This is a genomic window from Pseudomonas sp. EB271-G4-1 (genome assembly GCF_058791355.1).
In genome coordinates, this window is sequence record NZ_JBYTEO010000016.1 from 76,590 (window position 1) to 102,313 (window position 25,724).

The following is a 25,724-nucleotide window of genomic DNA, read 5'->3' on the forward strand; positions in this document are numbered from 1 at the left end:
AAAACCATTACTTGCGCTTCCAGTACTTCTGCATTTCAAGAAACAGAAAGGATGCGGTCCACGTGATCAGCACCAACCCGGTCAGGGCCTGCAAGCCGGTCAAATACTTGAGGTTGCCCACCGGTGAAATATCGCCGAAGCCGATCGTCGTGTAGGTCGTGAAGGAAAAGTAAACGCAGTCCATCAGCGTACCGTCGAAGTTGCCCGTCAGGCCGCCCCATTGGCCGGAGTGCACCATCAGGTAATAAACCAGCGCGAAGCACCAGACCTCTACCGCATGGGCCAGCAGGGCACCAAATACCCCGACGACAATTCTGAAGCGGCTCCACAGCTTGAGCCGAGGCAGCCAATCGTTCAAGCGCAACAGACATTCGTAATGGATCACTACAACGATGATGACCACCAGCGTATTGATCAGCGTGACTGCCAGCATGGCAAGACTCCATTTTTACGGGGTATTTAAGATGAATCGGGAGGACGCTGTACAGGTATGAGCGCTGGAAAGTCTTCAGGCGACAAGGTTTCCTTTTCAAGCAACAGATGGGCACCGGCGTCCAGATCGGCTCGACGACTTTCGAGCAAAGCCTTGGCTCGTCCATAGGCTTCATCGAGCAGGGCGCGAATACCCAGGTCGACTTCCCTGGCTGTCTGTTCCGAATAGTCTTTATCACCCTGCGCCGGCATGCGTTCACCCAGGTACGTGGTGTTTTGTCGCTCCAGCACGGACTGTCCGAGCTCGGCGCTCATGCCAAACCGGGTGATCAATTGCCGGGCGATATCTGTTGCGTGGGCCAGGTCATCGGCAGCTCCAGTGGAAACCTGGCCATAAGCGAGGTATTCGGCAGCGCGCCCGGCCATCAGGACAACGATCCGGTCCTTGAGCATCTGGCAACTGATCAGGAAGTGATCTTCGGTTGGACGCTGCAGGGTATACCCCAGCGAGCCAATCGCGCGAGGCACGATGGACACTTTGTGCACCGGATCCATGGCCGGAAGACTGCTGGCAGCCAGGGCATGCCCCATCTCATGATACGCCACCACCTGGCGTTCCTCGGGGCGCAGCACACTGCTCTTGCGTTCAATCCCGGCAACGATGCGTTCCACGGCGGCCGTAAAGTCGTCGAGACCGACCGCTTGCGCTCCACGACGGGTGGCGACGATGGCGGCCTCGTTGACCAGATTGGCCAGGTCAGCACCGGTAAAGCCGGTGGTGAGGTCGGCAATCTGTTCGGCATTGATCGCGGGTTCCACAGTGATTTTTTGCAGATGGACCTTGAGGATTGCCTGGCGGCCTTTTCGATCGGGGCGATCGATCAGCACCTGCCGATCGATCCGTCCGGCCCGCAGCAGCGCCGGGTCGAGAATCTCTGGCCGGTTAGTCGCGGCCAGCAGCACGACGCCCTCACGGGGATCGAACCCGTCCAGTTCTGACAGTAATTGATTGAGGGTCTGCTCTTTTTCGTCATTGCCACCAAACGCACCGACGCCGCGCATTTTGCCCAGTGCATCCAGTTCGTCGATGAAGATGATGCAAGGTGCCGCCTGGCGCGCCTGTTCGAACAGGTCATGCACTCGGGCGGCGCCTACGCCCACGAACATTTCGACAAACTCGGACCCCGATATCGAGAAAAAAGGCACGCCGGCTTCACCGGCGATGGCTTTGGCCACCAAGGTCTTGCCGGTTCCCGGAGGGCCGACCAACAAAGTGCCTTTGGGGATATGCGCCCCCAGGCGTGAGTATTTGGCTTTGTCCTTGAGGAAAGAGACGATTTCCACCAGTTCGGCCTTGGCCTCATCGATGCCGGCCACATCGGCAAAGGTCACGCCGGTCTCGCGCTGCACAAATACCTTGGCCCGGGACTTGCCGATGCTCATCAATCCTCCGACACCTTGCTTTTCCGCCAGCCCGCGAAACAGGAAATGCCAGATCACCATGATCAGGACAAAAGGCAGCAGCAAGCCCAGCAGGCCATTGAGCAACGTGTTTTCGTTGACCCCGGTGAATCCGACGCCCGAACGACCCAGTTCCGCCGCTAACGCCGGATCCACCCGCACCGTGGAAAACTGGTTATGCCCGTTGATAGGCTCTTGCAGTTTGCCGCTGATCTGATCTTTCTCGACCCGTAGATCGCTGAGCTTCTGCTCGCTGAGCAATTGCACAAACTGACTGTACGGAATGCTTTGCACGACATTGCGTTCGAAAAACACAATTTGAACCAGGGTCAGCACGACAAACGCTATCGCGAAGTAAGACAGGTTCCATTGGTGATTCTTTTTCATGGACGTGGCTCTGCGTCGTGGCATCGACCAGGGACGAACGATGATGGCCGGTCAGTATTTTTCTACGCCTGGGCGCAGGAAAATGGTTGAGGTAAATCAACAATCTCTCCATGAGCACGGGAGGGGCGCACTGCCAGCGATTTATTTGACAAAAATCAGTGCTCCCAATGTGTAGCGCCCGATACTTGGGTCACTGCATTTGCAGTAAACGTTTCAGGGAGAGGCACGTGATGCTCAAACTCAAACGCATTCTGTTGATAGCCCCCGGCGAAATGACCCTTACCCCGGCGTTTGAGCGTGCGTATGCACTGGCCTGTGCGACCGGTGCCTTTTTGCATATTGTCGCGTTCGATTATGTCCCGGCACTGGCGATGGCGGGTCTGCTCGACCATGAGGCGATGGCCCAGGCGCGGGAAGGTTATCTGCAAGTGCATCGGCAGTGGCTGGAGCAACAAGCCCGCTTCAAACGATGCATCGGCATGCAGGTGACCACCGAAGTAGTCTGGGCCAGATCGAGCCTGACGCATGTGCTTGAGTACGTGAATGACTTTCATCCGGATCTGGTGATCAAGGATACTCATTACGTGCCGGCACTCGACCGGGCCTTTCATCGACCTTTGGACTGGCACTTGCTGCGCGCATGTCCTGCGCACTTGCACCTGGTGACCAGTGCCGCGCACCCCAAGCCGTTGAAAATCCTCGCAGCGATCGATCTGTCCCATCTGGAAGAGCTGACGCAGGGCCTCAATGACCGAATACTCGATGTGGCGTCTACCTTGGCGGCAAGCTGTGGTGCCGCGCTGCACGTACTCAACGTCAGCCATTGGTCTGTAATAAGCGATGCACCATTGAGTGTGCCGATAGACAGTCTTGATGACAGTTTGAGGGACGCGATCGAAGATGCGCAGCAAGAAGCCTTCGAAGCGCTTGCTGAGCGCTATTGCATAAAAGAAACGTGCCGACACTCGCTGACCGGTATCCCCCACAAGGTCATCGTGCTTTTCGCGCAACAGAATGCATTCGACGTGGTGGTGTTGGGCACCGTTTATCACTACGGCAAAGACCCGTTCATTGGCAGTACTGCTGAGCGTGTATTGAACAGGGCCCCGTGCAGTTTGATGATCGTCAAGCCATCACCCCCACCGGACTGAAAGGGGCACTGTCGCTCACAGTTGATAAAAATCAACTTGCCTGGGTGCAAAAGGCGCGATCAATAGCGCTCCCCTGCAAGCGCAAGGAAACGGCCATGCGAATCACATTTCTGGGTGCCGCGGGCACGGTCACGGGCAGCAAGTACTTACTGGAACATCGTAACCAACATGTGTTGATCGATTGCGGTCTGTTCCAGGGCTACAAGCAACTGCGATTACACAACCGCGACCCGTTCCAGCTTCCGGTCAACGACCTCGACGCCATTGTGTTGACCCATGCCCATCTTGACCACAGCGGCTATCTGCCCGTACTGGTGCGCAATGGTTATCGCGGCCCGGTCTATGCCACGCCAGCGACCTGTGAGCTGGTGAAAATCCTGCTGCTGGACAGTGGCCGGTTGCAGGAAGAAGAGGCTGAGTTCGCCAACCGGCATGGCTTTTCAAAGCACAGCCCGGCATTGGCGCTTTACACCGAGCAAGATGCTGAGCATGCACTGAAGTTGTTACGGCCGGTGGAGCTGAACCACAGTATCCAGATTGTCCCTGACATGACCATTGAGCTGCGGGGCGCCGGGCACATTCTGGGGGCAGCGACGGTGGAAGTGATTGCCGATAGCCAGACCTTGGTGTTTTCAGGGGATTTGGGCAGACCTGACGATCCTTTGATGTTCGCTGCGCAAACCGTCGAACAGGCGGATTACCTGCTGGTGGAGTCGACTTACGGCGACCGTAGACATCCAGACGAATCGCCGCAACAGCAATTGGCTGAGGTCATCAACCGAACCGCGTTGCGCCGCGGTATTACGCTGGTGCCATCGTTCGCGGTGGGACGCGCCCAATTGCTGATGTACCACCTTTATCAGTTGAAACGCCAACGTGCGATTCCTGATATTCCCATTTACCTGAACAGCCCGATGGCCACCGACGTCACGGGCCTGTACCAGCGGTTTCGCAGCGAGCACAGGTTATCCCTGGAGGACTGCGAGGGTATGTGCCATGTGGCGCAATTCGTCCGCACGGTCGAGGATTCGAGAGCGCTTGATCAGCAACGCACCCCGGCGGTCATTATCGCCGCCAGCGGCATGGCGACCGGAGGGCGCGTTGTCCACCACCTCAAGGCGCTGGCTCCCAATCCGCTTAACACGCTGTTGATGCCGGGCTTTCAGGCCGGTGGCACTCGGGGGGCTCAAATTGTAGCGGGCTCTCGAACGGTGCGTATCCATGGCAAGGAGGTGCCGATAAACGCTGAGGTGGTGCCGATGCAAACGCTGTCGGCGCATGCTGACGCCGATGAAATCATGCAGTGGTTGCGTGGCTTCAAGCGCCCCCCCAGGCACACATTTGTGGTGCATGGCGAGCCAAACGCATCGGATGCGCTGCGCCGCCGTATCAGCCTGGAACTTGGGTGGTCGGTGTCGGTGCCGGAGTATCGCGATAGCGTCGACCTCACCCCCGGAGTCGAATCATGAGCCAGTATCGACGGTTGTTACTCATCATCCACCTTGCCTTGGGTCATTCTCCGGCCATCACCCATGCTGCGGCATTGGCCCGGGCCAGTGGCGCAGGGTTGCATATCGCGGCCCTGGTTCCATCGTTGAAATTGTTGTCGCTGCTCGAAGATAGCGACCGGGAAAAGGCCCGGGAACGTTACCTGCAGGACCATCGCGATTGGCTGAAGGATCAGGAAAAACTACTGCGCGGCAAAGGAATCGACGTGACCAGCGAGGTGGCCTGGGCTGATGAAATGAAGCAAGGCATTCTGGAATACGTCGCAGAATTACAGCCCGACCTGTTGATCAAGGAAATTCAACAGGAATCCGTGCTCAAACGCGCGCTCTTCAACTCGCTGGACTGGCGCCTGCTGCACCAGTGTCCAGTACCGGTTTATCTGGTAGGCGGGGCCGGTCACGCCTTGCCCCGCAAGGTGGTGGCGGCAGTGGACGTGTCGGCTGGCGAATCTGGGCACAGCGAACTCAACGGCCGCATCATTCAACAGGCCTCCAGCCTGGCCATCCAGTGTGATGCCGAATTGCACTTGCTCTATGCCCATGAAATGTCAGAGGACTACCTGGAAGAGTTGAGCGATAGCTTGAAGCTGTCAGCGTTGAGTAAAGGGGTGCGCAAAGCGTTGGAAAAGTCGTTTCTTGCATTCGCCAGGCAATACGGTGTGCCCGCCGACCGCCGGCATTTCGTCTTGGGTCACCCCGTCACGGCACTCAGTGAATTCGCCAGCCAGAATCATGTGGATGTGATTGTGATGGGCAGAGCCCAGTACCAAGGCCTGGAGCACCCTCTGGGCAGTACGACCGAACATATCCTGTATCAAGTGCCCTGCAGCGTACTGGCGGTTTGAAGTCGTCTCGGGGTTCCGCTCGCCTGGTGGGGCGGGCAAATGCTCAGGCAGGATCAAAGGCAGCATTTTCCGCCAGCAAGGCGGCGGTCAGGGTCGTGCTGTCGAGTATCTGCAGGTGACGCGTGGCGCAGTCAGGTGGCAGGCGAAACGGCGGCACGGAGTCAGCGATCGCAATGTGTTCAAAAAGAGGCCGGTCGAACAGCCGACTGCCTGCGGTAAACAAACCATGGGTAGCGGCTGCGAACAGTCGGGCGGCACCCGCCGTTTGGCAGGCGAGGCCGGCATGCGTCAGCGTTTCACCCGTGCTGATCAGGTCGTCGAAAACAATGGCTGTCTTGCCTGAGACTTCACCGATCAAGAGAGTGCCCGTCAGCGTGGCGTGATCGCGGTGCTTTTCCATCAGGGCACTGCCAACCGGACGCCCCAGTTGCCGTTCCAGGGCTTGACGAAACTGCTCGGCGCGCTTGCTACCCCCTGAGTCGGGGGAAACCGCAACCACTTCGGCGTCGTCGACCAGCCCGGCGAAATGCCCGGCGAACAATTCGGTGCACTGCAGGTTCCTGGTTGGAATGCGGAAGGCGTTGTCAAACGCTGCCGGATTGTGCACGTCCAGGGCGATCAGGCGATCCACGCCACTGGCTTCAATAAGGGCGGCTACATAACGCGTTATGGTCGGGTCCTGAGGCTGGTTGCGGCGATCCTTGCGCCCGTAGCACAAGTAGGGCGTCACCACTTGCACATGACGAGCGTCGGCATCCTTGAGCGCACCGCAGAAGAACAGCAAGCGACACAGCTTATCGTTTGCGCTCTGTTGGCCATCCCCATACAAGGAATGGAACACCACGACGTCACGACCGCCAACCGGATCCAGCGGGCGGCATTTATGTTCGCCGTCTTCGTAGTCACGCTCTTCGTGGCGTGCCAGTTGGCAACCAAGCCGTTGAGCGACGCGGCCGGCGTAGATTTCAGTGCCTTTGAGGGCAAAAAGAAGCGGGGGCAGGGTCAGCATGCAGCGGCTCCTTGGAGGCGGGATAGGAAATGCGCCTTACCTGAAACTTCGAAAAGAAAGCGCATGTACCGTGACCTCGGAGGCAACCGCCGGATGAAGGTGTATTCACGCTCAGCTTACGCCAATCCTGATGCACTGGCGTACAAGGGTCGTGGTCAAGCGACCGAAGAACAAACCCCCCGGCCGGTTTCCCGGCAGGGGGGCAGCTACGCGGTCAATCGGCCTTGATCGGCACGACCTTGTCGGCCTTCATGGCTTCGGGCTTTTTCGGCAACGAGATGCTCAGCACGCCTTTGCTGAAACTCGCTTCGATCTTCTCGGCATCGACCCCTTTGGGCAGGCTGAACGTGCGCTCGAAGGAACCATAGTGACGTTCGCTAAGATGATAGCCCTTACTTTTCTCCTCCTTGTCCTCTTTCTTTTCCCCCTTGATGATCAGGTTGCCGTTGGACAGTTTGAGCTCGATGTTCTTTTGATCCATGCCGGGGAGTTCGGCAGTGATTTCGAAGCTCTTGTCTTTCTCGGTGATGTCCACGGCAGGCAGGCCATGGCCGCTCAGTTCGCGCCGCCAGAAGGGCTCGACATCAAACAACCCACGGCTGAAGGGCGATAGCCCAGAACCGCGATTGAACTCGTCGAACAGGTGATCGACCTGTTGCCGCAGTTTTTCCAGGGGCCGCCAAAAGTCTGAGGTCGCTGGATGCTGGCTTGATTTGTCTTCGGTCTGGATCGGCATTTTTTTCACGGAATTGCTCATTTTTCACGACTCCTCTTGGTTAAAGGGCAGGCTCAAAACAGTCCGTACACCCGTCCGCCCTGAAAAAATCAACCCGGCGCTGACCTTTCAAAGCCAGCGTCATTCACCCCATGCGATGGTGCGAACGCTGACTCTAATGTCCATGGGAATGCCCAAAACTCGCTTGATATAAATCAGAAAGAGGGCAAAAACGGTTTGCTCCGATACCGCTGTCACCTCGTCACTGGCCAAGGCCTCTGTCCATCAACCAAAACGGACACGATAGACAATCGAGACCTAAGCTTTACCTCAATGGGCCGCGGGCGTTTTTGCTTCGACAACGTGAATTGCCCTTCGAGGAAATCACCTCCATGTTCAGTAAATGGCTGGATCCCGCGCTGCTCCTGCTCAGCGCCATGACGCTGCTGGCGGGGGGTGTTGCACACCTTTGGCAAAGACCGGACTGGGCGTCGATGTGCTGGGCCGCAGGAAGCGTGGTGATGGCCTTGGTACTGTTGGTCGAGATCGTCAGGCGTCTGGCCCGGCGCGAGGCCGGTGTAGACATGATCGCGTTGCTGTCGATCACCGCCGCCCTGGCCTTTGCGCAGACACTGGTGGCAGCGGTGATTGCCTTGATGCTCGCAAGCGGACGTACCCTGGAGTTTTTTACCAGCCAACGCGCCGAACGTGAGCTTCGTGCCCTCATCGACCGGGCGCCACGTTTTGCCTGGTTGCAGGAGGCGGGCGGGTTGCGCGAGATCCCCGTAGAACAGATCCAGCCCAATCAAACATTGCTGGTGCGCCTGGGGGAGGTGGTACCGGTCGACGGGCGCCTGCTGAGCCCCACCGCCGAACTGGATGAATCGGCACTCAGCGGCGAATCGTTGCCCGTCACTCGTCGAGAAGGCGAGCAACTGCACAGTGGTGTTTCCAATGTCGGTGCACCCCTCCTGCTGAGCGCCACGCGAACGGCCGCACAGAGCACCTATGCCGGGATCGTTCGGCTGGCCGAGGAGGCGCGACGTTCACGCGCGCCATTCGTGCGCTTGGCCGACCGTTATGCGTTGTTCTTCATCCCGTTGACCTTGCTGATTGCCGCAGCGGCCTGGCAACTGAGTGGCGATCCCTTGCGAGCGCTGGCGGTATTGGTGGTGGCCACGCCGTGTCCGTTGATACTGGCAGTACCGATTTCGATCATGTCAGGTATTTCGAGGGCGGCGCGGCGCGGAATACTGATCAAGGACGGCGCGACCCTGGAGGCGTTGGCCGGTGTCAAACAGGTGTTTCTCGACAAGACCGGAACACTGACCAGCGGCCATGCCCGTCTGCAATCAATCGAGGTCAATGGACTTGCCGACCCCCTGGGTTTGCTTGGCCTGGCCGCTTCGCTGGCGCAGGCCTCGACGCACCCCATCTGCCAGGCCATTGTCGACGCCGCGCACCAGCGTCAATTGCCTCTGAGCATCCCCCGACAGGTGGATGAGAGTCCGGGCGCCGGCCTTTGCGGGGTGGTCGATGGCAGGCGGGTGCGTTTCGGCACGTTGTCTTTTGCTCATGCCGACGCACCTGCATCCGATTGGGGTGCAGCCATGTTACGCCATATGGATTACCTGGCGTGCAGTGGAAGCTTTATTGACGTGGATGGAGAACTTGCCGGCCTGCTGGTGTTTTCGGACAACGTGCGTCGCGAAACGCCGCAAACCCTGCGCCGCCTGCGCGCCAGGGGCATAGAGAGGATCGTCATGCTCACTGGCGATCGCCTGGAAACCGCCGAAATGGTTGCGCTGTCCGCCGGGATTGACGAGCTGCGAGCAGGGCTGATTCCCGAGGACAAAGTGCGAGCGGTGCAGGAAGGGTGTTTGCGCGCCAGCACCTTGATGGTCGGCGATGGCATCAATGATGCCCCCGCGTTGGCGGCGGCCAACGTCGGCGTGGCCATGGGGGCCAGTGGTGCCACGGCTTCTGCACAAGCCGCGGGTGTGGTGCTGCTGGTAGACCGTCTCGATCGTCTGGTGGAGGCATTGGACATTGCCCGCCAAACCCGCCACATCGCCCGCCAGGGTGTGCTGGTCGGCATGGGCATGTCGTTGCTGGCCATGGTGGTGGCGGCTTTGGGTTATCTGCCGCCGCTTATCGGTGCCGTTGTGCAAGAGGGCATCGATGTGGCGATCATCATCAACGCCTTGCGTGCATTGGGGCCGCTGCGCGGAGTGCGCCAACAAAGGCTGGCAGCGCAACAGATCGATCACCTGCAGGACGAGCACAAGGCATTGTCTTCAGTACTCAGCGACCTGCATCAACTGGCCATTGATTTTGCCCGGCGTCCATTGGCACAAGCACAGTCGGATTTGCAGGCGCTGGTCAACAAGCTGCAAACAACCCTGGCACGCCATGAACGTGAAGACGAAAACACACTGTATCCGCAACTGACGCAAAGCATGCCAGGCGAGGATCCCATGTCAGCCATGAGCCACGCACACCGGGAGATCTTTCGCCTGATCCATCTGCTGGCGCGCATGAGCCGTGACTTCTGTGCCGCCCCCGAAACGGCATCGGCAGATGAGATTCAGCACCAGTTGATTCGGCTGGATACGCTTGTGCGAATGCATTTTGATCAGGAAGAGGAGCTGTTTCGCTATCTGGATTGGCGCTGAATCAACGTCTGGGCAGGATGCGGATCAACGTGTTGTCACCCACCCAGTAATGATGAATCAACCCGGTCGCCGCGTGCAGTCCGATCAACCAATAACCGGTGCTCCCAAGCAGTTCGTGCCAGTGCTTGAACTGCTTGGCCAATGACGGATCAACTTCTATCGGCGAGGGCAGGAAAAAACCGAAATAGGGCATCGGTTTGCCTTCTGCCGATAGCAGCAGCCAAGCCAATAGGGGTGTGGCGATCATCAGTATGTACAGCATCGTATGCATCAAGTGTGACATGCCGGTTTGCCAGGCGGGCAAAGCCGGTGCGATAGGCGGGCGCGGCGCAAGACGGCGTGCGAGCAGACGAACCCAGACGAGGGCGAAGATGCTCAGGCCGAACAATCCATGCAGCCCCAGAAAAAAACTCCTCAAATGGCCACCGCGTGGCATCAACCCCTTGATTTCGATACAAGCGTATACACCGAGAAACAACAGCAGCATTAGCCAGTGCAGGGTGATCGTCAGTTGTCCGTAGTGCTGTGGCGTTGAGTGGCGTGTCATGGTGGCCTCGACAGATGGATGCTTCGAAAGAGCCAGTACCCTGCCTGCCAAGCCTTAAGGCAATCTGAAGAAGCAATGGGTCGATCTGTTCAACAAAAGGCGTTGCCTTTTTCCTCTATTGGCTCAAGCGTCGGATTAACCACTGCTGTGGCTTCGACGCCAGCTTCTGAATGAAGAGAGTGAGTACGAAAATGCGTCGCGGTGTCATTTTCATAATCTTTGGCAGTCAGTTTGTTTCTTACCGACTGCTGACGGTGCGATCTTTTTCGCCTGAGGCAAATACTTCAATCGCCAGCGGATGAACTACGCTCCAAAAACAACACTGCAGATCGAAGAAACAGTGTGCAAGGTCGATACGACCCGAATGCTGATGGATACCCACTGTCCATTCTGCGGGATCCGGCATCCCTGATCGCCAGCACCCGGTGTACGTTCCGTGAGAATCAAACAGCCGCTGCCAGCTCTCCTGTTACTCGCCTTGCTATCGGGTGGCTGCACGACACTCAATGTCCCTCACGAACCCAGTCAGGCGTTGCCTGCGAGGGATTCGGCATTCGGTCGTTCTATTCAGGCCCAGGTAGCCCCCCATCAGGGCCAATCGGGCTTTCGCTTGCTATCCGATAGTGCAGAGGCTTTCACAGCCCGCGCCGAGCTGATCCGTAACGCCCAAAGCAGCCTCGACTTGCAGTATTACATCGTCCACGACGGTATCACTACGCGGATACTGGTGAGCGAGCTGCTCGAAGCCGCCGACCGGGGAGTCCGTGTGCGGATTTTGCTCGATGACACGACCAGCGATGACTTGGAACGAATCATTGCGACGCTGGCTGCCCACCCGCAGATTCAGGTCCGCGTGTTCAATCCACTGCATTTGGGCCGCAGCACTGTCGTGACGCGAACAATGGGCCGGCTGTTGAACCTGTCGCAGCAACACCGGCGCATGCACAATAAATTGTGGGTGGTGGACAACAGCGTGGCAATCGTCGGAGGGCGCAATTTGGGGGACGAGTATTTCGATGCCGAGCCCAACAAGAATTTCACCGACATTGACATGCTCAGTGTCGGCCCGGTTGCAGAACAGTTGGGTCATAGTTTTGACCAGTACTGGAACAGTGCCCTGAGCAAGCCGATCGAGCAGTTTCTCTCGACCCGGCTAACCACCAGGGACCTGAAAAATACCCGGACCCGACTGGACGAATCCCTCGAGGAAACGCGTAAACAGAATCCTGCTCTGTACCAGCAGTTGATGACCTACACCACTCACCCGCGCCTGCCTGACTGGCGCCGCGAGCTGATCTGGGCCTGGAACCAGGCGATGTGGGATGCACCGAGTAAGGTTTTGTCGAAGGGCGAACCAGCCCCGCACTTGCTGTTGACCACCCAGTTGGCACCTGAGCTTAACGGGGTCACCAAGGAGCTGATATTGGTTTCTGCCTACATGGTGCCCGGCCAACCGGGGTTGCTGTACTTGACCCGTCGTGCCGACGCTGGCGTGTCGATCAGCTTGCTGACTAATTCACTGGAAGCCACCGATGTGCCTGCCGCGCACGGTGGCTATGCCCCTTATCGCAAAACCTTGCTCAAGCATGGTGTGCAGTTGTTCGAATTACGCCGCCAGTCCGGCGACAATGGAGACAGCGACAACGGACCACACCTTTTTCACAACGGATCCTCCAATAGTTCCGATTCCAGCCTGCACAGCAAAGCGATGATTTTCGACCAGCAGAAAGCTTTCATTGGTTCGTACAACTTCGATTCGCGCTCATTATTGTGGAACACCGAAGTCGGGGTGTTGGTGGATAACCCGCAACTCGCCGGACGGGTGCGCGAACTGGCCCTGGAAGGCATGGCACCCCCTCTCAGTTATCATGTCCTGCTGGAAAATACACAGCTGGTCTGGGTCACCGAGGATGACGGCAAACAACATACGTTGACCACTGAGCCGGGGGGGTGGTGGCGACGCTTCAGTTCGTGGCTCAGCAGCAATATCGGGCTGGAGAAAATGTTATAGCGAGAAAATACTGGAGGTCACTCCCTTCATTTTACTTTCGTGACCAGGATGAATCATGCGGATGTGGGTAGGTGGCACGGCGCGGCTTATCAGCCAATTGATGATGGCTGCGGGTATCAGCCTCGTCGCAATCGTCACGGGTGTGCAGGCTCAAGTCACACCTCAAACCACTCGAGAGATAAAGGCCTTGCTGGATTTTGTCGAACGCAGTGAGTGTCAGTTTGTGCGCAATGGAAGCGAATACCCAGGTCCCCGCGCTCGGGCGCACCTGGAGAAGAAGCTGGATTACCTCGAAGGCAAGAACATGTTGAACAGTGCAGAAGACTTCATTGATCTTGCAGCCACTAAAAGCAGTATAAGTGGACGCAATTATGAGGTTCGATGTTCGCAAGGTGTAGAACCGGCAAGCATCTGGTTGAAGCGGGAACTACAGAGGCAACGGCAACTTCATTGAGTCGCAAAGGAATGCACAGGATCGCAGGATGTTAAGCAGGACGGCCGTCTGTCGCTTGGTGCGCGTTGGCGCCAGCGGCCTCGCCTTGGCCGAGAAAGTGCCGCACGTCGAGAAAGCGAAGTCAGCCAGACGGCGGTCATCTGATACGGTTTTTTATGTTGGATCTGAGTCTTTTTTTAGCGAGTCGCTGCTCTATAGAGTGCGCGTCCGACGCACTAGTGGACAGTGATCGGCCGCCCACTATTTCAGGCTCTCTGAAGACGGACGACCTCGAGAGTCTTCAGGAACAATCGTGAATACTCGTCCTAGCTCTCACAGCAAGACACTTGCCGAGTCGCAACGTGACATTCTCGGCATGATCGCGACCGACCATCATCTGGGCGACATCCTCTGCGCCATTTGCCAGATGCTCGACGCACAGGCCCCCGAAACCTTCTGCTCTATCCTGCTCACTGATGCCGCGGGCACACACTTGCTGAGCGGCGCGGCGCCCGGCCTGCCGGTCGAATACAGTGACGCGATTCATGGAATGGCCATTGGTCCCCGGGAAGGAACCTGCGGCGCCGCAGCGTTCCGGCGCGAGCTTGTGGTCACCGAAGACATCGCCCGGGACCCGAACTGGGAGCGTTTCCGCAGCCTGGCGCTGGGGCATAACCTGCGCTCCTGCTGGTCGGTGCCTTTGCTCTCCCATCAAGGCAACGTGTTGGGTACATTTGCCCTGTACCAGAACCGCGTCAATGCGCCGGACGAGGCGCAGATTCAACGACTGGCCTTTGCAGCCCAACTGGCAGTCGTTGCGATCCGCCATGAGCGTGACGGCCAACGGCTGGAGGCCAGCGAACAGCGTTTTCGCTCATTGTTCACCTACAACCCCAACCCGGTGTTCGCCCTCGATCTGGCCGGCAACATCCAGAGTGTGAATCCTGCAGGCCTGAAGCTCAAACCGCAGACTGCAACCGATTTCATTGGCCATCACTTTTCCCATCTGGTGCTCGAAGAAGACCTGCAACGGGTCTCTCAGCATTTTTCCGCAGCCCGCGCCGGAGAACCTCAACGTTTCGAGGCACGGGTATTCGACGAGAGTGAAAAACTGCTGACCCTGGACATCTCTAACCTGCCGATCATGGTCAACGGCGAGATCGTCGGGGTGTTTGGCATAGCCCGGGACATCAGCGAGCAGAAGCATTACGAGCGCCAACTGAGCTTCAACGCCAGCCATGACCGGCTGACCGGTTTGCTTAATCGTGTTTCGCTTGAAGACCGGCTGATTCTGGATTGTCACATCAGTCGTCGGCGCAAGCGTCGTCTGGCGGTAATGTGCATCGATCTGGATGGATTCAAATCCATCAACGATTCGATCGGGCACTACTTCGGCGATCAGGTGCTGATCGAGGTGGCGCAGCGCATGACCCAGCAGGTTCGTCCCGGCGATACCATCGTGCGCATGGGCGGTGATGAATTTATCGTGCTGCTGCCGGACCTGCTTCGTGATGAGGACGTTGTACCGGTGGCCGAGCGCTTGATGGCCAGCATTGCCAGACCCTACTGCATCCAGGGCATTGACCTGCATGTGAGTGCAAGTGTCGGCATCACCCTGAGCGATGGCTACATCGAGCAGCCGATGCAGCTGATCCAGCAGGCTGACATGGCCATGTACAAGGCCAAGCAGCACGGGCGCAACAACTTTCAGTGGTACACCAGCGATCTGAATCAGCGCGTTTGTGAGCATGCGAGCCTGCGCAATGACCTGCAAAAGGCTATCGAAACCCAGTCGTTCAAGCTGCATTATCAACCGCAGATAGACGCGCGCACGGGACGGGTGGTCGGGATCGAAGCGTTACTGCGCTGGGAGCACCCGGAAAAGGGATTTATCTCACCGGCGGTGTTTGTGCCGGTGGCAGAGGACAGTGGCCAGATCATCCCGCTGAGCCTTTGGGTGCTCGATACGGCGTGCGCGCATCTGCGCCAGCTAGGCGAGCAGGGCATCACGGGCATTTCGATGGCGGTGAATATTTCGCCGATGCATTTTCAGCGTGGCAATTTCGTCCAGTGTGTCCAAGCCGCCCTGGAGAAATATGGTCTGGGGCGTGAGCAGCTGGAGCTGGAGATCACCGAGTCGATTCTGTTGCATAACGCTGAACAGGCGATCGACACGTTGCACCGGCTCAAGGCGCTCGGGGTGCGCATTGCCCTGGATGATTTCGGCACCGGTTTTTCCAGCCTCAGCTACCTCAAGCGTTTGCCCATAGACAAGATCAAGATCGACCGCTCGTTCATTCAGGAAATCAGCACTGATCGTCATGATGCCGCCATCACTCAGGGCATCATCTCCATGGCACACCACCTGAGCCTGACGGTGGTCGCCGAAGGGGTGGAAACGGCGTCCCAAGTGGATTTCCTGACGGGCAGTCACTGCGATGTCTTCCAGGGGTATTACTTTGCCAAACCGATGCCCTGTGCAGAAATCGAAGCGTTCCTGTGTCATCCCGCTTGCCTATCCCTGACCGGCTAGCCTGGCCGGTCCCCATCCTGAAAATCAGACGCTAAGGCAAATTTTCAGACCCTGGCGCAGAACTCCATCTCCCCAGGCAAGGCGCTCCCTGCGCCTTTCTCACACACTCGGCTCTAACGCTATCGCGCTGCAAAACAACAAGAGCCGCGAAAAAATGACTAGTTTCCAACCTGCTACCGAAAGCCAGACCGGCCACATCGGCGCCCGCCAGGCCCGGGTCGAGGACGCCGCATTGTTGCGCGGCCTCGGCTGCTATGCCGATGACGCTGCCATTCCTCCGGGTACGCTGCATGCGGCGATCATCCGTTCGCCCCACGCTCATGCGCGGATCACCTCGGTGGACTTCTCCAAAGCGCTGCTGATGAAAGGCGTGCACGGCGTGCTGGTCGGCGAAGACGTCAAACGCTGGGCGCTGCCTTTCCCGGTAGGTGTACGTCAGCCGATGGAGCACTGGTGCGTCGCCGTCGACAAGGTGCGTTATGTCGGAGAGCCGGTGGCCGTGGTGATCGCTGAGAGCCGCTATCTGGCGGAGGACGCCATCGAAGGTGTGCGCGTTGAATACGAGCGGCTGTCGCCGATCATCGATCCTGAACTGGCCACCGCCGAACAGGCGCCGATCCTGCACGAAGCGGTCGGCAGCAACGTGGTCAACGAACGGCACTTTCGCTATGGCGAGCCGGAACAGGCGTTCGAGCAGGCGCCGCACAAGGTCTCGCTCAAAGTGAAGTTTCCGCGCAGTTCCTGCACACCCATTGAATGCTATGTGGTGCTGGCTCAGTACGAGCGCGCCACTGGCATCTATGACGTGCTGGCCAATTTCCAGGGTCCCTATGCGTTGCACACGGTCATGGCCCGGGCACTGAATGTGCCTGGCAACCGCTTGCGTTTGCGCACACCGAAAGATTCCGGCGGCAGCTTTGGCATCAAGCAAGGCGTGTTCCCTTACGTCGTGATGATGGGCCTGGCGTCACGCAAAGTCGGCGCACCGGTGAAGTGGGTCGAGGACCGTCTGGAACATCTTCAAGGGGCTTCTTCTGCGACCAATCGGGTGACCGAGATTGAAGCGGCGGTAGAAGCCGATGGCCGTATCACCGCGTTGCGTTATGACCAGATCGACGACTGTGGTGCCTACCTGAGAGCGCCCGAACCGGCAACGTTCTACCGCATGCACGGCAACCTGACGGGGGCCTACGCGATCCGCAATTTGCAAGTGCGCAACCGCGTGGTGCTGACCAACAAAACCCCTTCCGGCCTGAACCGTGGTTTCGGTGGCCCGCAGGTGTATTTCGCCTTGGAGCGGCTGCTGCAACACATCGCCGTGCAGTTGCAACTCGATCCGTTGGACGTGATTCGCCGTAACCTGGTGCCGGCCGATGCCTTCCCTTATCGCGCGGCCGCCGGTGCGTTGCTCGACTCCGGCAATTACCAGGCAGGCATTGCCTTGGCAGTCGCTGATGGCGGTCTCGACGAGTTGCTCAAGCGTCGTGATCAGGCCCGTGCCGAAGGCCGAATCTATGGCATTGGTTATGCCGCCGTGATCGAACCCTCGATTTCCAACATGGGCTACATCACTACCGCGATGACACCCGAAGAGCGGCGCAAGGCCGGTCCGAAAAACGGTGCTGTCGCAACCGCCACCATCAACGTCGGCCCATTGGGTGACGTCAGTGTGCACGTGTCCTCGGCACCGCAGGGGCAGGGCCATCAAACCACTGTCGCTCAGGTCGTCGCCGAAGTGCTGGGGGTGGCGCTGGAATCCATCGTGGTCAACGTCGAACTGGATACCCAGAAGGACGCCTGGTCGATTGCCTCGGGCAACTATTCCAGCCGCTTCGCCGGCGCTGTGGCCGGTGCCGTCTACAAGGCCGCGCTGAAGATCCGCGATCGCCTCGCCGCAATTGCCGCCGAGCAGTTGCAGGCCAGTCCCGAAGATATTCGTTTCGCCGGCGGCAAGATTTTTGTGGTCAATGGCGGGGCGGTGGCGCCATTCCATCGGATTGCCGGTGCGACCCACTGGTCGCCGGGCCTGCTGCCGGAAGGTGAAAGCGGCGGCCTGCGCGAAACCGCCTTCTGGAGCCCGCCGCAACTGGTGGCGCCGGACGACCAGGATCAGGTCAATAGCTCACTGTGCTACGGCTTTGTCTTCGACATCTGTGGTCTGGAAATCGACCGCATGACCGGCGAGATCCACATCGATCGCTACGTCACCTGCCATGACGCCGGCCGCCTGCTCAACCCGGCACTGGTCGATGGACAGATTCGTGGTGGCTTCACCCAGGGCCTCGGCGCGGCGCTGATGGAAGAGTTCGCCTATGGCGAGGACGGCAGCTTCCTCTCCGGGACCTTCGCCGATTACCTGGTGCCGACCGCACCGGAAGTGATCGAACCGGTGATCCTGCATATGGAAACGCCATCGCCCTTCACCCCATTGGGCGCCAAGGGTGTGGGCGAGGGCAACAATATGAGCACGCCGGTGTGCATCGCCAACGCGGTGGCCGACGCTCTCGGTCGCTCGGACATCCGTCTGCCACTGACGCCATCGAAAGTACGCACGCTCATTGGCATCGACGAACCGCCACGGCCCGCCGGTATGGAAGCCGATGACAACCTCGACGCAGCCGCCGGTGGACCGGCACTGCGGGCCAACGACTCGGTGGTGATTCCTGCCTCGCCGCAACAGGTGTTCGATACCTTGCTCGACCCGCAGACGCTGGCGGCGATCATTCCCGGTTGCCACGACCTCGTGCTCGAAGGCGAAAACCGTTACCGCGCAGACGTCACCGTCGGCGTCGGCATGATCCGCGCGCGCTTCGAGGCCAAGGTTGCCCTGAGTGATCTGGACCCGCCGCATTCGTTGCGTCTGTCGGGATCCGGCAGCAGCTCCATGGGATCGGCCCAAGGCCAGGCCCAGGTGCGTTTCGTTGAACTGGAAAATGGCCACACACGCCTGGAATACCAATACCAGGTGGCGGTCAGCGGCAAAGTCGCCGCAGTCGGCGGCCGAATGTTGCAAGGGGCCTCGAAAGTGATCATCGGACAAATATTTACTCGCCTGTCGCAACGGGTCAGCGGCCAAGCCATCTCCACCGGTTGGTGGGCGCGGCTGCGTGCCTCGCTCGGCGTGCTGTTTGGCAAGGGAGGTGCGCAATGAAACCGGCGGCTTTCGATTACGTTCGGGCTGACACCCGTCGTCAGGTGGTTGAGTTGCTCGCCGAGTACGGCCAGGAAGCTCGCATCATCGCCGGTGGCCAATCGCTGATGGCGGTGCTGAACATGCGCCTGGCTCAACCAAAATTGCTGATCGATATCAATCATGTGGATGAGCTGGCCTATATCGAGCTGCGCAACGATTGCCTGGCTGTCGGTGCCGGGGTGCGACAGGCGCAGTTGCTGGCGCGTTCGAGCCTGATGGACGAGGTGCCTTTATTGGCACTGGCCATGCCCTGGATCGGTCACTTCCAGACGCGCAATCGCGGCACCGTCTGTGGCTCGGTGGCTCATGCCGACCCCAGCGCCGAGTTGCCACTGTGCCTTGTGACGCTGGGCGGCGAAATCGTCCTGGAGTCGAAAAAAGGCAAGCGCATCGTCAAGGCTGCCGACTTCTTCCAGGGCATTCTCACCACCGACAAGCGTGCGGATGAACTGGTCGTCGAGGTGCGCTTTCCGCTCAAGCGCGAAGGCATCACCTATCGCTTCCGTGAAATCGCCATGCGCCACGGTGACTTCGCCATTGTTTCCCTGGCCGCGGCCATCGGCACGGACCAGGTCGAACTCGGCATCGGCGGGGTCGCCGACCGTCCGCAACGTCGCAGTCTGCCACGTGGTGCGGCGCTGCCCGACGCGCTCAATCAAACCGCCTGGTCGCTCGATGCACAAGACGACGTGCAGGCCAGTGCTGCCTATCGCCGCCAACTGATTCGCGAGCTGGGTCATCAGCTGATCGAAGGAGCCTGACATGCGTGTAACTGCCGACCAAACCTTTCCGATTCGCCTGGAACTCAATGGCCGCTCCCGCGAAGCGCTGGCCGAGCCGCGCACCCAACTCTGCGACTTCCTGCGCCACGACCTCGGTGCCACCGGTGTCCATGTCGGATGCGAACACGGTGTCTGCGGTGCCTGCACGGTGCTGGTGGACGGAGTCGCCATGCGTTCCTGCCTGATGCTCGCGGTACAGGGGCACGAGCGGCGTATCGAGACCGTCGAGTCCCTGGCCGACGACGACACACTGAGCGACCTGCAACAAGCTTTTCGCCGTCATCACGCCTTGCAGTGCGGCTTTTGCACTGCGGGCATTCTCATGTCCTGCGTGGATTTCCTCGAACGGGTACCCAACCCGGACGAGACCCAGGTACGCGACATGCTTTCGGGGCATCTATGTCGCTGCACGGGCTACACCGGCATCGTCCAGGCCGTGCTCGAAGTCGCCGCCCAGCGCCAAACGAACAAAGGGGTATAACAAAAATGTTCGATCTCGGACGCAGCTTCCTCGCAGCCGTTGAACGCCGACCGTACGCCGTGGCGGTCAGTGACGGTGCATTGAAGAAAACCTATGAAGACTGGTTCGTCGATATCCAGAGCGCAGCCAGGGGCTTGCAACGCCTGGGGCTGCAACGCGGCGACCGAATGCTGGTAGCGATGCAGAACCGCTGGCAAATGGCGACCCTGCATTGGGCCTGTCAGTTTGCGGGCATCGTCATGACCCCGTTGAACTGGCGTTCGACTGCCGATGAGCTGGGCTACTGCATCGAAGATGCGCAAATCCGCGCGTTGGCCTACGACGACGCGACCGTGGCCGCCGTAGCCGGTTGCAGCGCCGCCACAAGGCTGCCACGGATCGCCGCCGGTCTGCGTGCCGCCGACTCCGACCTGAGTTTCGAGGAACTGTGTTCGCAAGCGCCTGCGGCAATCATTCTGCAGGCCAACGCCGAAGACTTTTCACTGCTGCTGTACACCTCCGGCACCACCAGCAAGCCCAAGGGCGTGCTGCGTCGCCACCGATGCGAACGCGCCGCGGCGGTTGCCCACGTAGCGCAAAACCTTTACCGCCAGAGCGAGTGCACGCTGGGAGTCATGCCGCTTTATCACACGATGGGCGTGCGTTCGTTGTTGTCCATGGCGCTGATCGACGGACATTTTGTCTGTGTGCCGAAGTTCGACGTCGAAGCCACGCTGCAGGCCATCGAGCGGGAAAAAGTCAGCAACCTGTACCTGGTGCCGACGCTCTACCACATGCTCATCGAACACCCGGCCTTCGCCCGCGAGCGAGTCGCCAGTGTGGAGAAAATCGGCTTTGCCGGTGCGCCGATGAGCGACGGCTTGATGCGTCGCGTCGAGGCGGCGTTCCAGCCGCAATTGTTCGTCAATCATTACGGCAGCTCGGAAATCTACACCTTCACCATCGACCAGCAAGCCAGCCGCAAACCCGGTTCGTCAGGGCGTAGTGCAATGAACCAGCGAGTGCGCGTGGTGCCGCTCGATGCAGAAACGGCAGACGTGCAGGCCAATCCGTTGGAGGAGGGCCAGATCATCGCCGACCTGGCGAGTGACGAGGCGTTCGAAGGCTACCTCAACCGCCCCGAAGCGACCGCCAAGGCGTTGCGTGACGGATGGTATTTCACCGGTGACATCGGCTACTTCGATCTGGAGGGCGATCTGTTCGTTACGGGTCGGGTCGATGACTTGATCATCACCGGCGGCGAAAACGTCAGCCCGGCGGAAATCGAAAACATGCTCTCCCTGCACCCGGCAGTGGAAGAAGTGGTGGTGGTCGGCCTGCCCGACGAGCAGTGGGGCAAGATCATTGCCGCGTTCATCAAGCTGCGCGCCGAAGTCTCGGAATGCGACCTCGATGCCCATTGCATTGCTTCGGGCCTGGCCAAATTCAAGCGGCCACGGCGTTACCAGTTCATCGACCAGATTCCAAAATCTCCCGTTGGCAAGGTGCTGCGGCGCGTGCTGCTGGCCCAATTCCAGGAACAGGCCTTGAAGGCCATCAGCTAATCATCCAGAGGACACTCCCATGCAACAACAATCGATCCAGCAATTTCTCGAGACTCAATTCGATGGCTTCCAGGTAGAAGTCGATGTGTCCCGCGAGCGCGCCGACATCATCCTCAACCGGGCGCCGTTGAACGTCATTTCCATGGGACAGCGCGATCAGCTGCGCCTGGTCTTCGAAGCCCTCGATGCACACAAGGACGTGCGCGTCATCGTGCTGCGCTCGGTGGGTGAACACTTCTCCAGCGGCGGCGACATCAAGGGTTTTCTTGAAGCGTCGCCAGAGCACGTTTCCAAGCTGGCCTGGAACGTCGCGGCACCGGCACGTTGCGAAAAACCGGTGATCGTGGCCAACCGTGGTTACACCTTCGGCGTCGGTTTCGAACTGTCCCTGGCCTGCGATTTCCGCATTGCGTCGCAAACCACGCGCTACGCCTTGCCTGAGCAGAACCTGGGTCAGATCCCGGGCTCGGGTGGCTCCGCGCGCTTGCAGAAAATCATCGGCATCACCCGCACCAAGCACATGGTAATGCGCGCCAAACGCATCACGGGCGACCAGGCCTATGCCTGGGGTATCGCTACCGAGGTCGTGCCGGACACCGAACTGGAAAGCACCGTCGATGCCTTGGTCGATGAGCTGCGTCGCTTCTCGCCGCTGGCTCAGCGCACGGCAAAAAAACTGATCAACGACAACGAAGATGCGCCGCTGACTGTCGCGATCGAAATGGAAGGTCACTGCTACAGCCGCCTGCGTAGCTCCAAGGACTTCAAGGAAGGCGTGGAAGCGTTTCACAGCAAGCGTGCGGCAGTGTTCACCGGCGAGTAAATGCGTACCGGCGAGCAGGCCCGGGAGCACGTCGGTAACGGCGTGCGCCCCTGCGCAGCAGGGCCTGCCGCCCCTTCATTGAAACTGATAGGGCGCATCAATATTCGTTAATGGAAAACCTGTAGCGAGGCTCTTAGGGTGAGATCGGCTGCACCGAAATCCGTCCAATAAATATAAAAATCGGAGTTCCACTTATGGCTTCTAGCTGGCTGGTACTAACCATCGTCGCCGCCTACATGGTGGTCTTGGCGTTGATCAGTTTGTGGGTTCGACGCTCTACACAAAGCGCAAAAAACTTTACAACAGGAGGCAAGGACTTCCCGGCGGTGCTGATCGGTTTTCTGATGATGTCCGAGTTCATCGGCACCACCGCGAGCATTGGTACAGCCCAGGCGGGCTACACCTATGGCATTTCCGCCGCCTGGAACATCGCGGCCCTGGGCGTCGGGTTCGTGATCTTCTCCATGCTGTTGGCGAAGAAGTACAAGGACCTCGGCGAGAACACCATTTCCGGGGCGCTGGCCCGCACTTACGGCGAGCCGGTACGCTTTGCCACGTCAGTGATCATGATCTGCGCGCTATCGATCGTTGCGGTCTCGATTTATGCCAGCGGCGGGGCAGTGCTGGCGACCTTGCTGGGCATCGAGCGGACGTCGGCAATCATCATCGTCGGTATTGTTTCGGTGCTGTACGTCGGCATCGGTGGCATGCGCTCGGTGATCTATACCAATGTCTTGCACGCATTGATGATGTACGCCGGGATCATCCTCGCCTTGGGTTTTGCCTTGAGCCAGGTCGGCGGCATGGGCGAGTTGGTGGCGCGACTGCCAGCGCCGATGTTCGAAGTCGGTAACGTCGGTTGGCCGAAGATTTTCGCCTGGCTGGTGGCCGGTATCGGCGCGACGTTCGCCACCCAGTACGTGGTGCAGGCGGTGAATACCGTCAGCGACGGGCGCAAGGCCCAGCACGCGAGTTTCTACTGTGCCTTGATGTTGATTCCCTACGGCCTGATCGCCGCGATGGTGGGGATGTGCAGTGCGGTGCTGTTTCCGCAGATTCCCTCGTTGCAGGCCTTTCCGCAAATCCTCGGGCACATGCACGAATGGATGGCCGGGATCGTCGTTGCGGGACTGGCCGGGGCGCTGTTCGGCACCATGGCCGCGCTCACCATGGGCATCGCCACGTTGTTGCTCAAGGACTTCTATCAACCGTTCTTCAACCCACAACGTGATGATCGCAAGAACCTCAATTTTGCCCGGACCGCGACCATCATCGCCGGCCTGCTGCCCATCACGCTGGCGCTGTACGCCTCCGACGTTCTGGTGGTGACTTTCCTCGCCAAGGCCTTGCGTGCCTCACTCGCGGTACTGGTGCTGATGGTGTTTTACGCGCCGACATTCGGCACGCGGCAGGGTGCGTTCATCAGCATCATCGCGTCACTGATCATCACCATCGGCTGGTTCCTGATGGGCAATCCCTACGGCATCGACAACGCCTACATCGCACTGGCCACGCCACTCGTGATCATGACCCTGAGCCACTTGCTGCGGGGTGGCAAGCCCGAGCGAGCCGACAGCGCCAAACCCATCGGTGCGAGCGCAACCGGAAGCTGAACCCCAGCGATTTCAACGGGCGTGCCGTCGGGTGACCGGGCATGCCACCAGAACAATAATGACGAGGTAAGGCCATGCAGCCTGTGACTCTTTCCACCCCCGAAGCCGACATGGCCGGGGACCTGCCAGCAGGCGCCAGCCTGCGTGGTTGGCTCGACCATTTGCAGCGCCAGCAGCGCTTGGCAATGATACGCCCCGGCGTGGACCTGCGTTTCGGCGTTGCAGCGATTGCCAATCGCCTGGACGGCAAGAGCGCTTCACTGTTTCCCCAGCCTGGCGGCCACTCGATTGCGGTGGTGTCCGGCCTGCTGTCCGACCGGCAGTGGATGGCCGAAGCCATGGGCGTGGAGTCCGCTGAAGTGTTGGCGCGTTTCGAAGTCGCCAGCCTCAATCCGCTGCCGTGGCGCGAAGTCGGCGATGCAGCTTGTCAGCAAGTGGTGCATCGCGAGATCGACCTGAACAAACTACTGCCAATTCCCACCCACAACGAGCACGACAGCGGCCCTTACATCACCGCTGGCCTGCTGATTACCCGAAACCCGCGCACCGGGGTACAGAACGTTTCGATTCACCGCTTGCAAGTGAGCAGCCCAAATCGCCTGGGCGCACTGCTGCTGCCACGCCATGCGCTGGCCTTCTTTCAGGAAGTCGAGGCGCTGGGAGAGGATCTGGACGTGGCGGTGGTCATTGGCGCTGATCCGCTGACCTTGCTGGCGTCCCAGGCCATCGTGCCGATCGATCACGACGAACTGGAAATTGCCGGTGCGCTGCATGGCCGGCCGCTGGCGGTGACGCGCTGTGTCACCAACCAGATTCGCGTGCCTGCCGATGCCGAGATCGTCATCGAAGGCCGGTTGCTGGCCAAGGCGCGGGAAATGGAAGGGCCGTTTGGCGAGTTTCCGCAGTACTACGGCGAGCGCGCCGAGCGCCATGTGATCGAAGTCGACGCCGTGACCCATCGTCACAACCCGATTTTTCACACCATCGTCGGCGGCGGCCTGGAGCACTTGCTGCTCGGCGGCATCCCGCGCGAAGCGACCATGCTCGCGCACTTGCGCCGCAGCTTTCCGTGCGTGCGTGACGTGCATCTGAGCAAGGGCGGAGTGTGTCGTTATCACCTTTATGTGCAGATCGACAAACGCTCCGAGGGTGAGGGCAAGAACGTCATCCTCGGCGCGCTGGGCGGTCACTACGACATCAAGCACGTCACCGTGGTGGATCTGGATGTGGACATTCATGACCCCACCGAAGTCGAGTGGGCGATTGCCACCCGTTTCCAGGCCGACCGCGACCTGGTGCTGATCCACGAGTCCCAGGGCTCGAAGCTCGACCCCTCCACCCGTGACGGTGTCGGCTCGAAGATGGGCTATGACGCCACGGTGCCGCTGTCGGCACCGACCATGCGCTTCAAACGAATCCAGGTGCCAGGCCAACAGGAAGTCGAACTCGACACGGTGGCGCACGCGGCGCCGCAGGACTGGCAGCGCGTGCTCCAGATGCACGATTGAACCCGGTGGCCGCTGGAGTTCGGCGGCCTGTTTCCGATAGTTCCAACCAACTCAAGACACGTCTTGCGTGAGG

19 protein-coding genes are annotated in these 25,724 nt (G+C 59.4%); 14 read left to right on the forward strand and 5 right to left on the reverse strand.

Features of this window, described 5'->3' with window-relative positions:
- Positions 1 to 7: 7 nt before the first annotated feature.
- The gene (locus AC3WWR_RS10670; protein ID WP_020800311.1) at positions 8 to 433 is read right to left on the reverse strand and encodes a potassium channel family protein; all 426 of its coding nucleotides are present in this window, start codon (positions 431 to 433) and stop codon (positions 8 to 10) included.
- A gap of 26 nt (positions 434 to 459) precedes the next feature.
- Positions 460 to 2,280, reverse strand: a complete 1,821-nt coding sequence (ftsH, locus tag AC3WWR_RS10675; protein WP_492598680.1) for an ATP-dependent zinc metalloprotease FtsH — start codon at positions 2,278 to 2,280, stop codon at positions 460 to 462.
- 230 nt (positions 2,281 to 2,510) lie between these two features.
- Here ftsH and AC3WWR_RS10680 point away from each other — a divergent pair, with 230 nt between their 5' ends.
- The 3 genes from AC3WWR_RS10680 to AC3WWR_RS10690 all read left to right on the forward strand — a co-directional run bounded on the left by AC3WWR_RS10680 (position 2,511) and on the right by AC3WWR_RS10690 (position 5,784).
- The gene (locus tag AC3WWR_RS10680) at positions 2,511 to 3,431 is read left to right on the forward strand and encodes a universal stress protein (RefSeq protein WP_492598681.1); all 921 of its coding nucleotides are present in this window, start codon (positions 2,511 to 2,513) and stop codon (positions 3,429 to 3,431) included.
- Between the two features lie 95 nt (positions 3,432 to 3,526).
- A complete protein-coding gene (locus AC3WWR_RS10685; RefSeq protein ID WP_033044935.1) occupies positions 3,527 to 4,900 on the forward strand; it encodes an MBL fold metallo-hydrolase RNA specificity domain-containing protein in 1,374 nt (457 codons plus the stop codon).
- Positions 4,897 to 5,784: a universal stress protein gene (locus AC3WWR_RS10690; protein WP_492598682.1), complete on the forward strand. Its 888-nt coding sequence runs from the start codon at positions 4,897 to 4,899 to the stop codon at positions 5,782 to 5,784. The genes AC3WWR_RS10685 and AC3WWR_RS10690 overlap by 4 nt, the downstream gene beginning before the upstream one ends.
- A gap of 43 nt (positions 5,785 to 5,827) precedes the next feature.
- On the opposite strand, the gene AC3WWR_RS10695 is transcribed toward AC3WWR_RS10690, so the two are convergent.
- Both AC3WWR_RS10695 and AC3WWR_RS10700 read right to left on the reverse strand, forming a co-directional pair.
- Entirely contained in the window at positions 5,828 to 6,793 is a 966-nt protein-coding gene (locus tag AC3WWR_RS10695) for a ribose-phosphate diphosphokinase (RefSeq protein ID WP_432669283.1), read from the reverse strand.
- Between the two features lie 214 nt (positions 6,794 to 7,007).
- Positions 7,008 to 7,550, reverse strand: coding sequence for an Hsp20/alpha crystallin family protein (locus AC3WWR_RS10700; protein ID WP_020800305.1), 543 nt, complete (start codon positions 7,548 to 7,550; stop codon positions 7,008 to 7,010).
- A 350-nt stretch (positions 7,551 to 7,900) separates the two neighbouring features.
- Between AC3WWR_RS10700 and AC3WWR_RS10705 the strand changes: the two genes are divergently transcribed.
- The gene (locus AC3WWR_RS10705; RefSeq protein WP_492598683.1) at positions 7,901 to 10,183 is read left to right on the forward strand and encodes a heavy metal translocating P-type ATPase; all 2,283 of its coding nucleotides are present in this window, start codon (positions 7,901 to 7,903) and stop codon (positions 10,181 to 10,183) included.
- A gap of 1 nt (position 10,184) precedes the next feature.
- Here AC3WWR_RS10705 and AC3WWR_RS10710 read toward each other — a convergent pair whose 3' ends face one another.
- Positions 10,185 to 10,730, reverse strand: a complete 546-nt coding sequence (locus AC3WWR_RS10710; RefSeq protein ID WP_033040253.1) for a cytochrome b — start codon at positions 10,728 to 10,730, stop codon at positions 10,185 to 10,187.
- 436 nt (positions 10,731 to 11,166) lie between these two features.
- Between AC3WWR_RS10710 and AC3WWR_RS10715 the strand changes: the two genes are divergently transcribed.
- The 10 genes from AC3WWR_RS10715 to AC3WWR_RS10760 all read left to right on the forward strand — a co-directional run bounded on the left by AC3WWR_RS10715 (position 11,167) and on the right by AC3WWR_RS10760 (position 25,651).
- Positions 11,167 to 12,741, forward strand: coding sequence for a phospholipase D family protein (locus tag AC3WWR_RS10715; protein ID WP_492598684.1), 1,575 nt, complete (start codon positions 11,167 to 11,169; stop codon positions 12,739 to 12,741).
- Positions 12,742 to 12,796: 55 nt separating this feature from the next.
- The gene (locus AC3WWR_RS10720; protein ID WP_020800297.1) at positions 12,797 to 13,195 is read left to right on the forward strand and encodes a YfeK family protein; all 399 of its coding nucleotides are present in this window, start codon (positions 12,797 to 12,799) and stop codon (positions 13,193 to 13,195) included.
- Between the two features lie 292 nt (positions 13,196 to 13,487).
- Positions 13,488 to 15,707: a putative bifunctional diguanylate cyclase/phosphodiesterase gene (locus tag AC3WWR_RS10725; RefSeq protein WP_432669285.1), complete on the forward strand. Its 2,220-nt coding sequence runs from the start codon at positions 13,488 to 13,490 to the stop codon at positions 15,705 to 15,707.
- 154 nt (positions 15,708 to 15,861) lie between these two features.
- On the forward strand, positions 15,862 to 18,858 hold the full coding sequence (locus AC3WWR_RS10730) for a xanthine dehydrogenase family protein molybdopterin-binding subunit (protein ID WP_083348595.1): 2,997 nt from the start codon (positions 15,862 to 15,864) through the stop codon (positions 18,856 to 18,858).
- Positions 18,855 to 19,661, forward strand: a complete 807-nt coding sequence (locus tag AC3WWR_RS10735) for an FAD binding domain-containing protein (RefSeq protein ID WP_083348596.1) — start codon at positions 18,855 to 18,857, stop codon at positions 19,659 to 19,661. The genes AC3WWR_RS10730 and AC3WWR_RS10735 overlap by 4 nt, the downstream gene beginning before the upstream one ends.
- 1 nt (position 19,662) lies before the next feature.
- A complete protein-coding gene (locus AC3WWR_RS10740; protein WP_008060977.1) occupies positions 19,663 to 20,163 on the forward strand; it encodes a (2Fe-2S)-binding protein in 501 nt (166 codons plus the stop codon).
- Between the two features lie 5 nt (positions 20,164 to 20,168).
- On the forward strand, positions 20,169 to 21,707 hold the full coding sequence (locus tag AC3WWR_RS10745) for an AMP-binding protein (protein ID WP_492598685.1): 1,539 nt from the start codon (positions 20,169 to 20,171) through the stop codon (positions 21,705 to 21,707).
- A 19-nt stretch (positions 21,708 to 21,726) separates the two neighbouring features.
- The gene (locus AC3WWR_RS10750; RefSeq protein ID WP_020800292.1) at positions 21,727 to 22,530 is read left to right on the forward strand and encodes an enoyl-CoA hydratase/isomerase family protein; all 804 of its coding nucleotides are present in this window, start codon (positions 21,727 to 21,729) and stop codon (positions 22,528 to 22,530) included.
- Between the two features lie 194 nt (positions 22,531 to 22,724).
- Positions 22,725 to 24,143, forward strand: a complete 1,419-nt coding sequence (locus AC3WWR_RS10755) for a sodium:solute symporter family protein (RefSeq protein WP_492598686.1) — start codon at positions 22,725 to 22,727, stop codon at positions 24,141 to 24,143.
- A 74-nt stretch (positions 24,144 to 24,217) separates the two neighbouring features.
- Positions 24,218 to 25,651 carry a UbiD family decarboxylase gene (locus AC3WWR_RS10760; RefSeq protein WP_492598687.1) on the forward strand — a complete coding sequence of 478 codons (1,434 nt, stop codon included), beginning with the start codon at positions 24,218 to 24,220 and terminating at the stop codon, positions 25,649 to 25,651.
- The last annotated feature ends 73 nt before the right edge of the window (positions 25,652 to 25,724 follow it).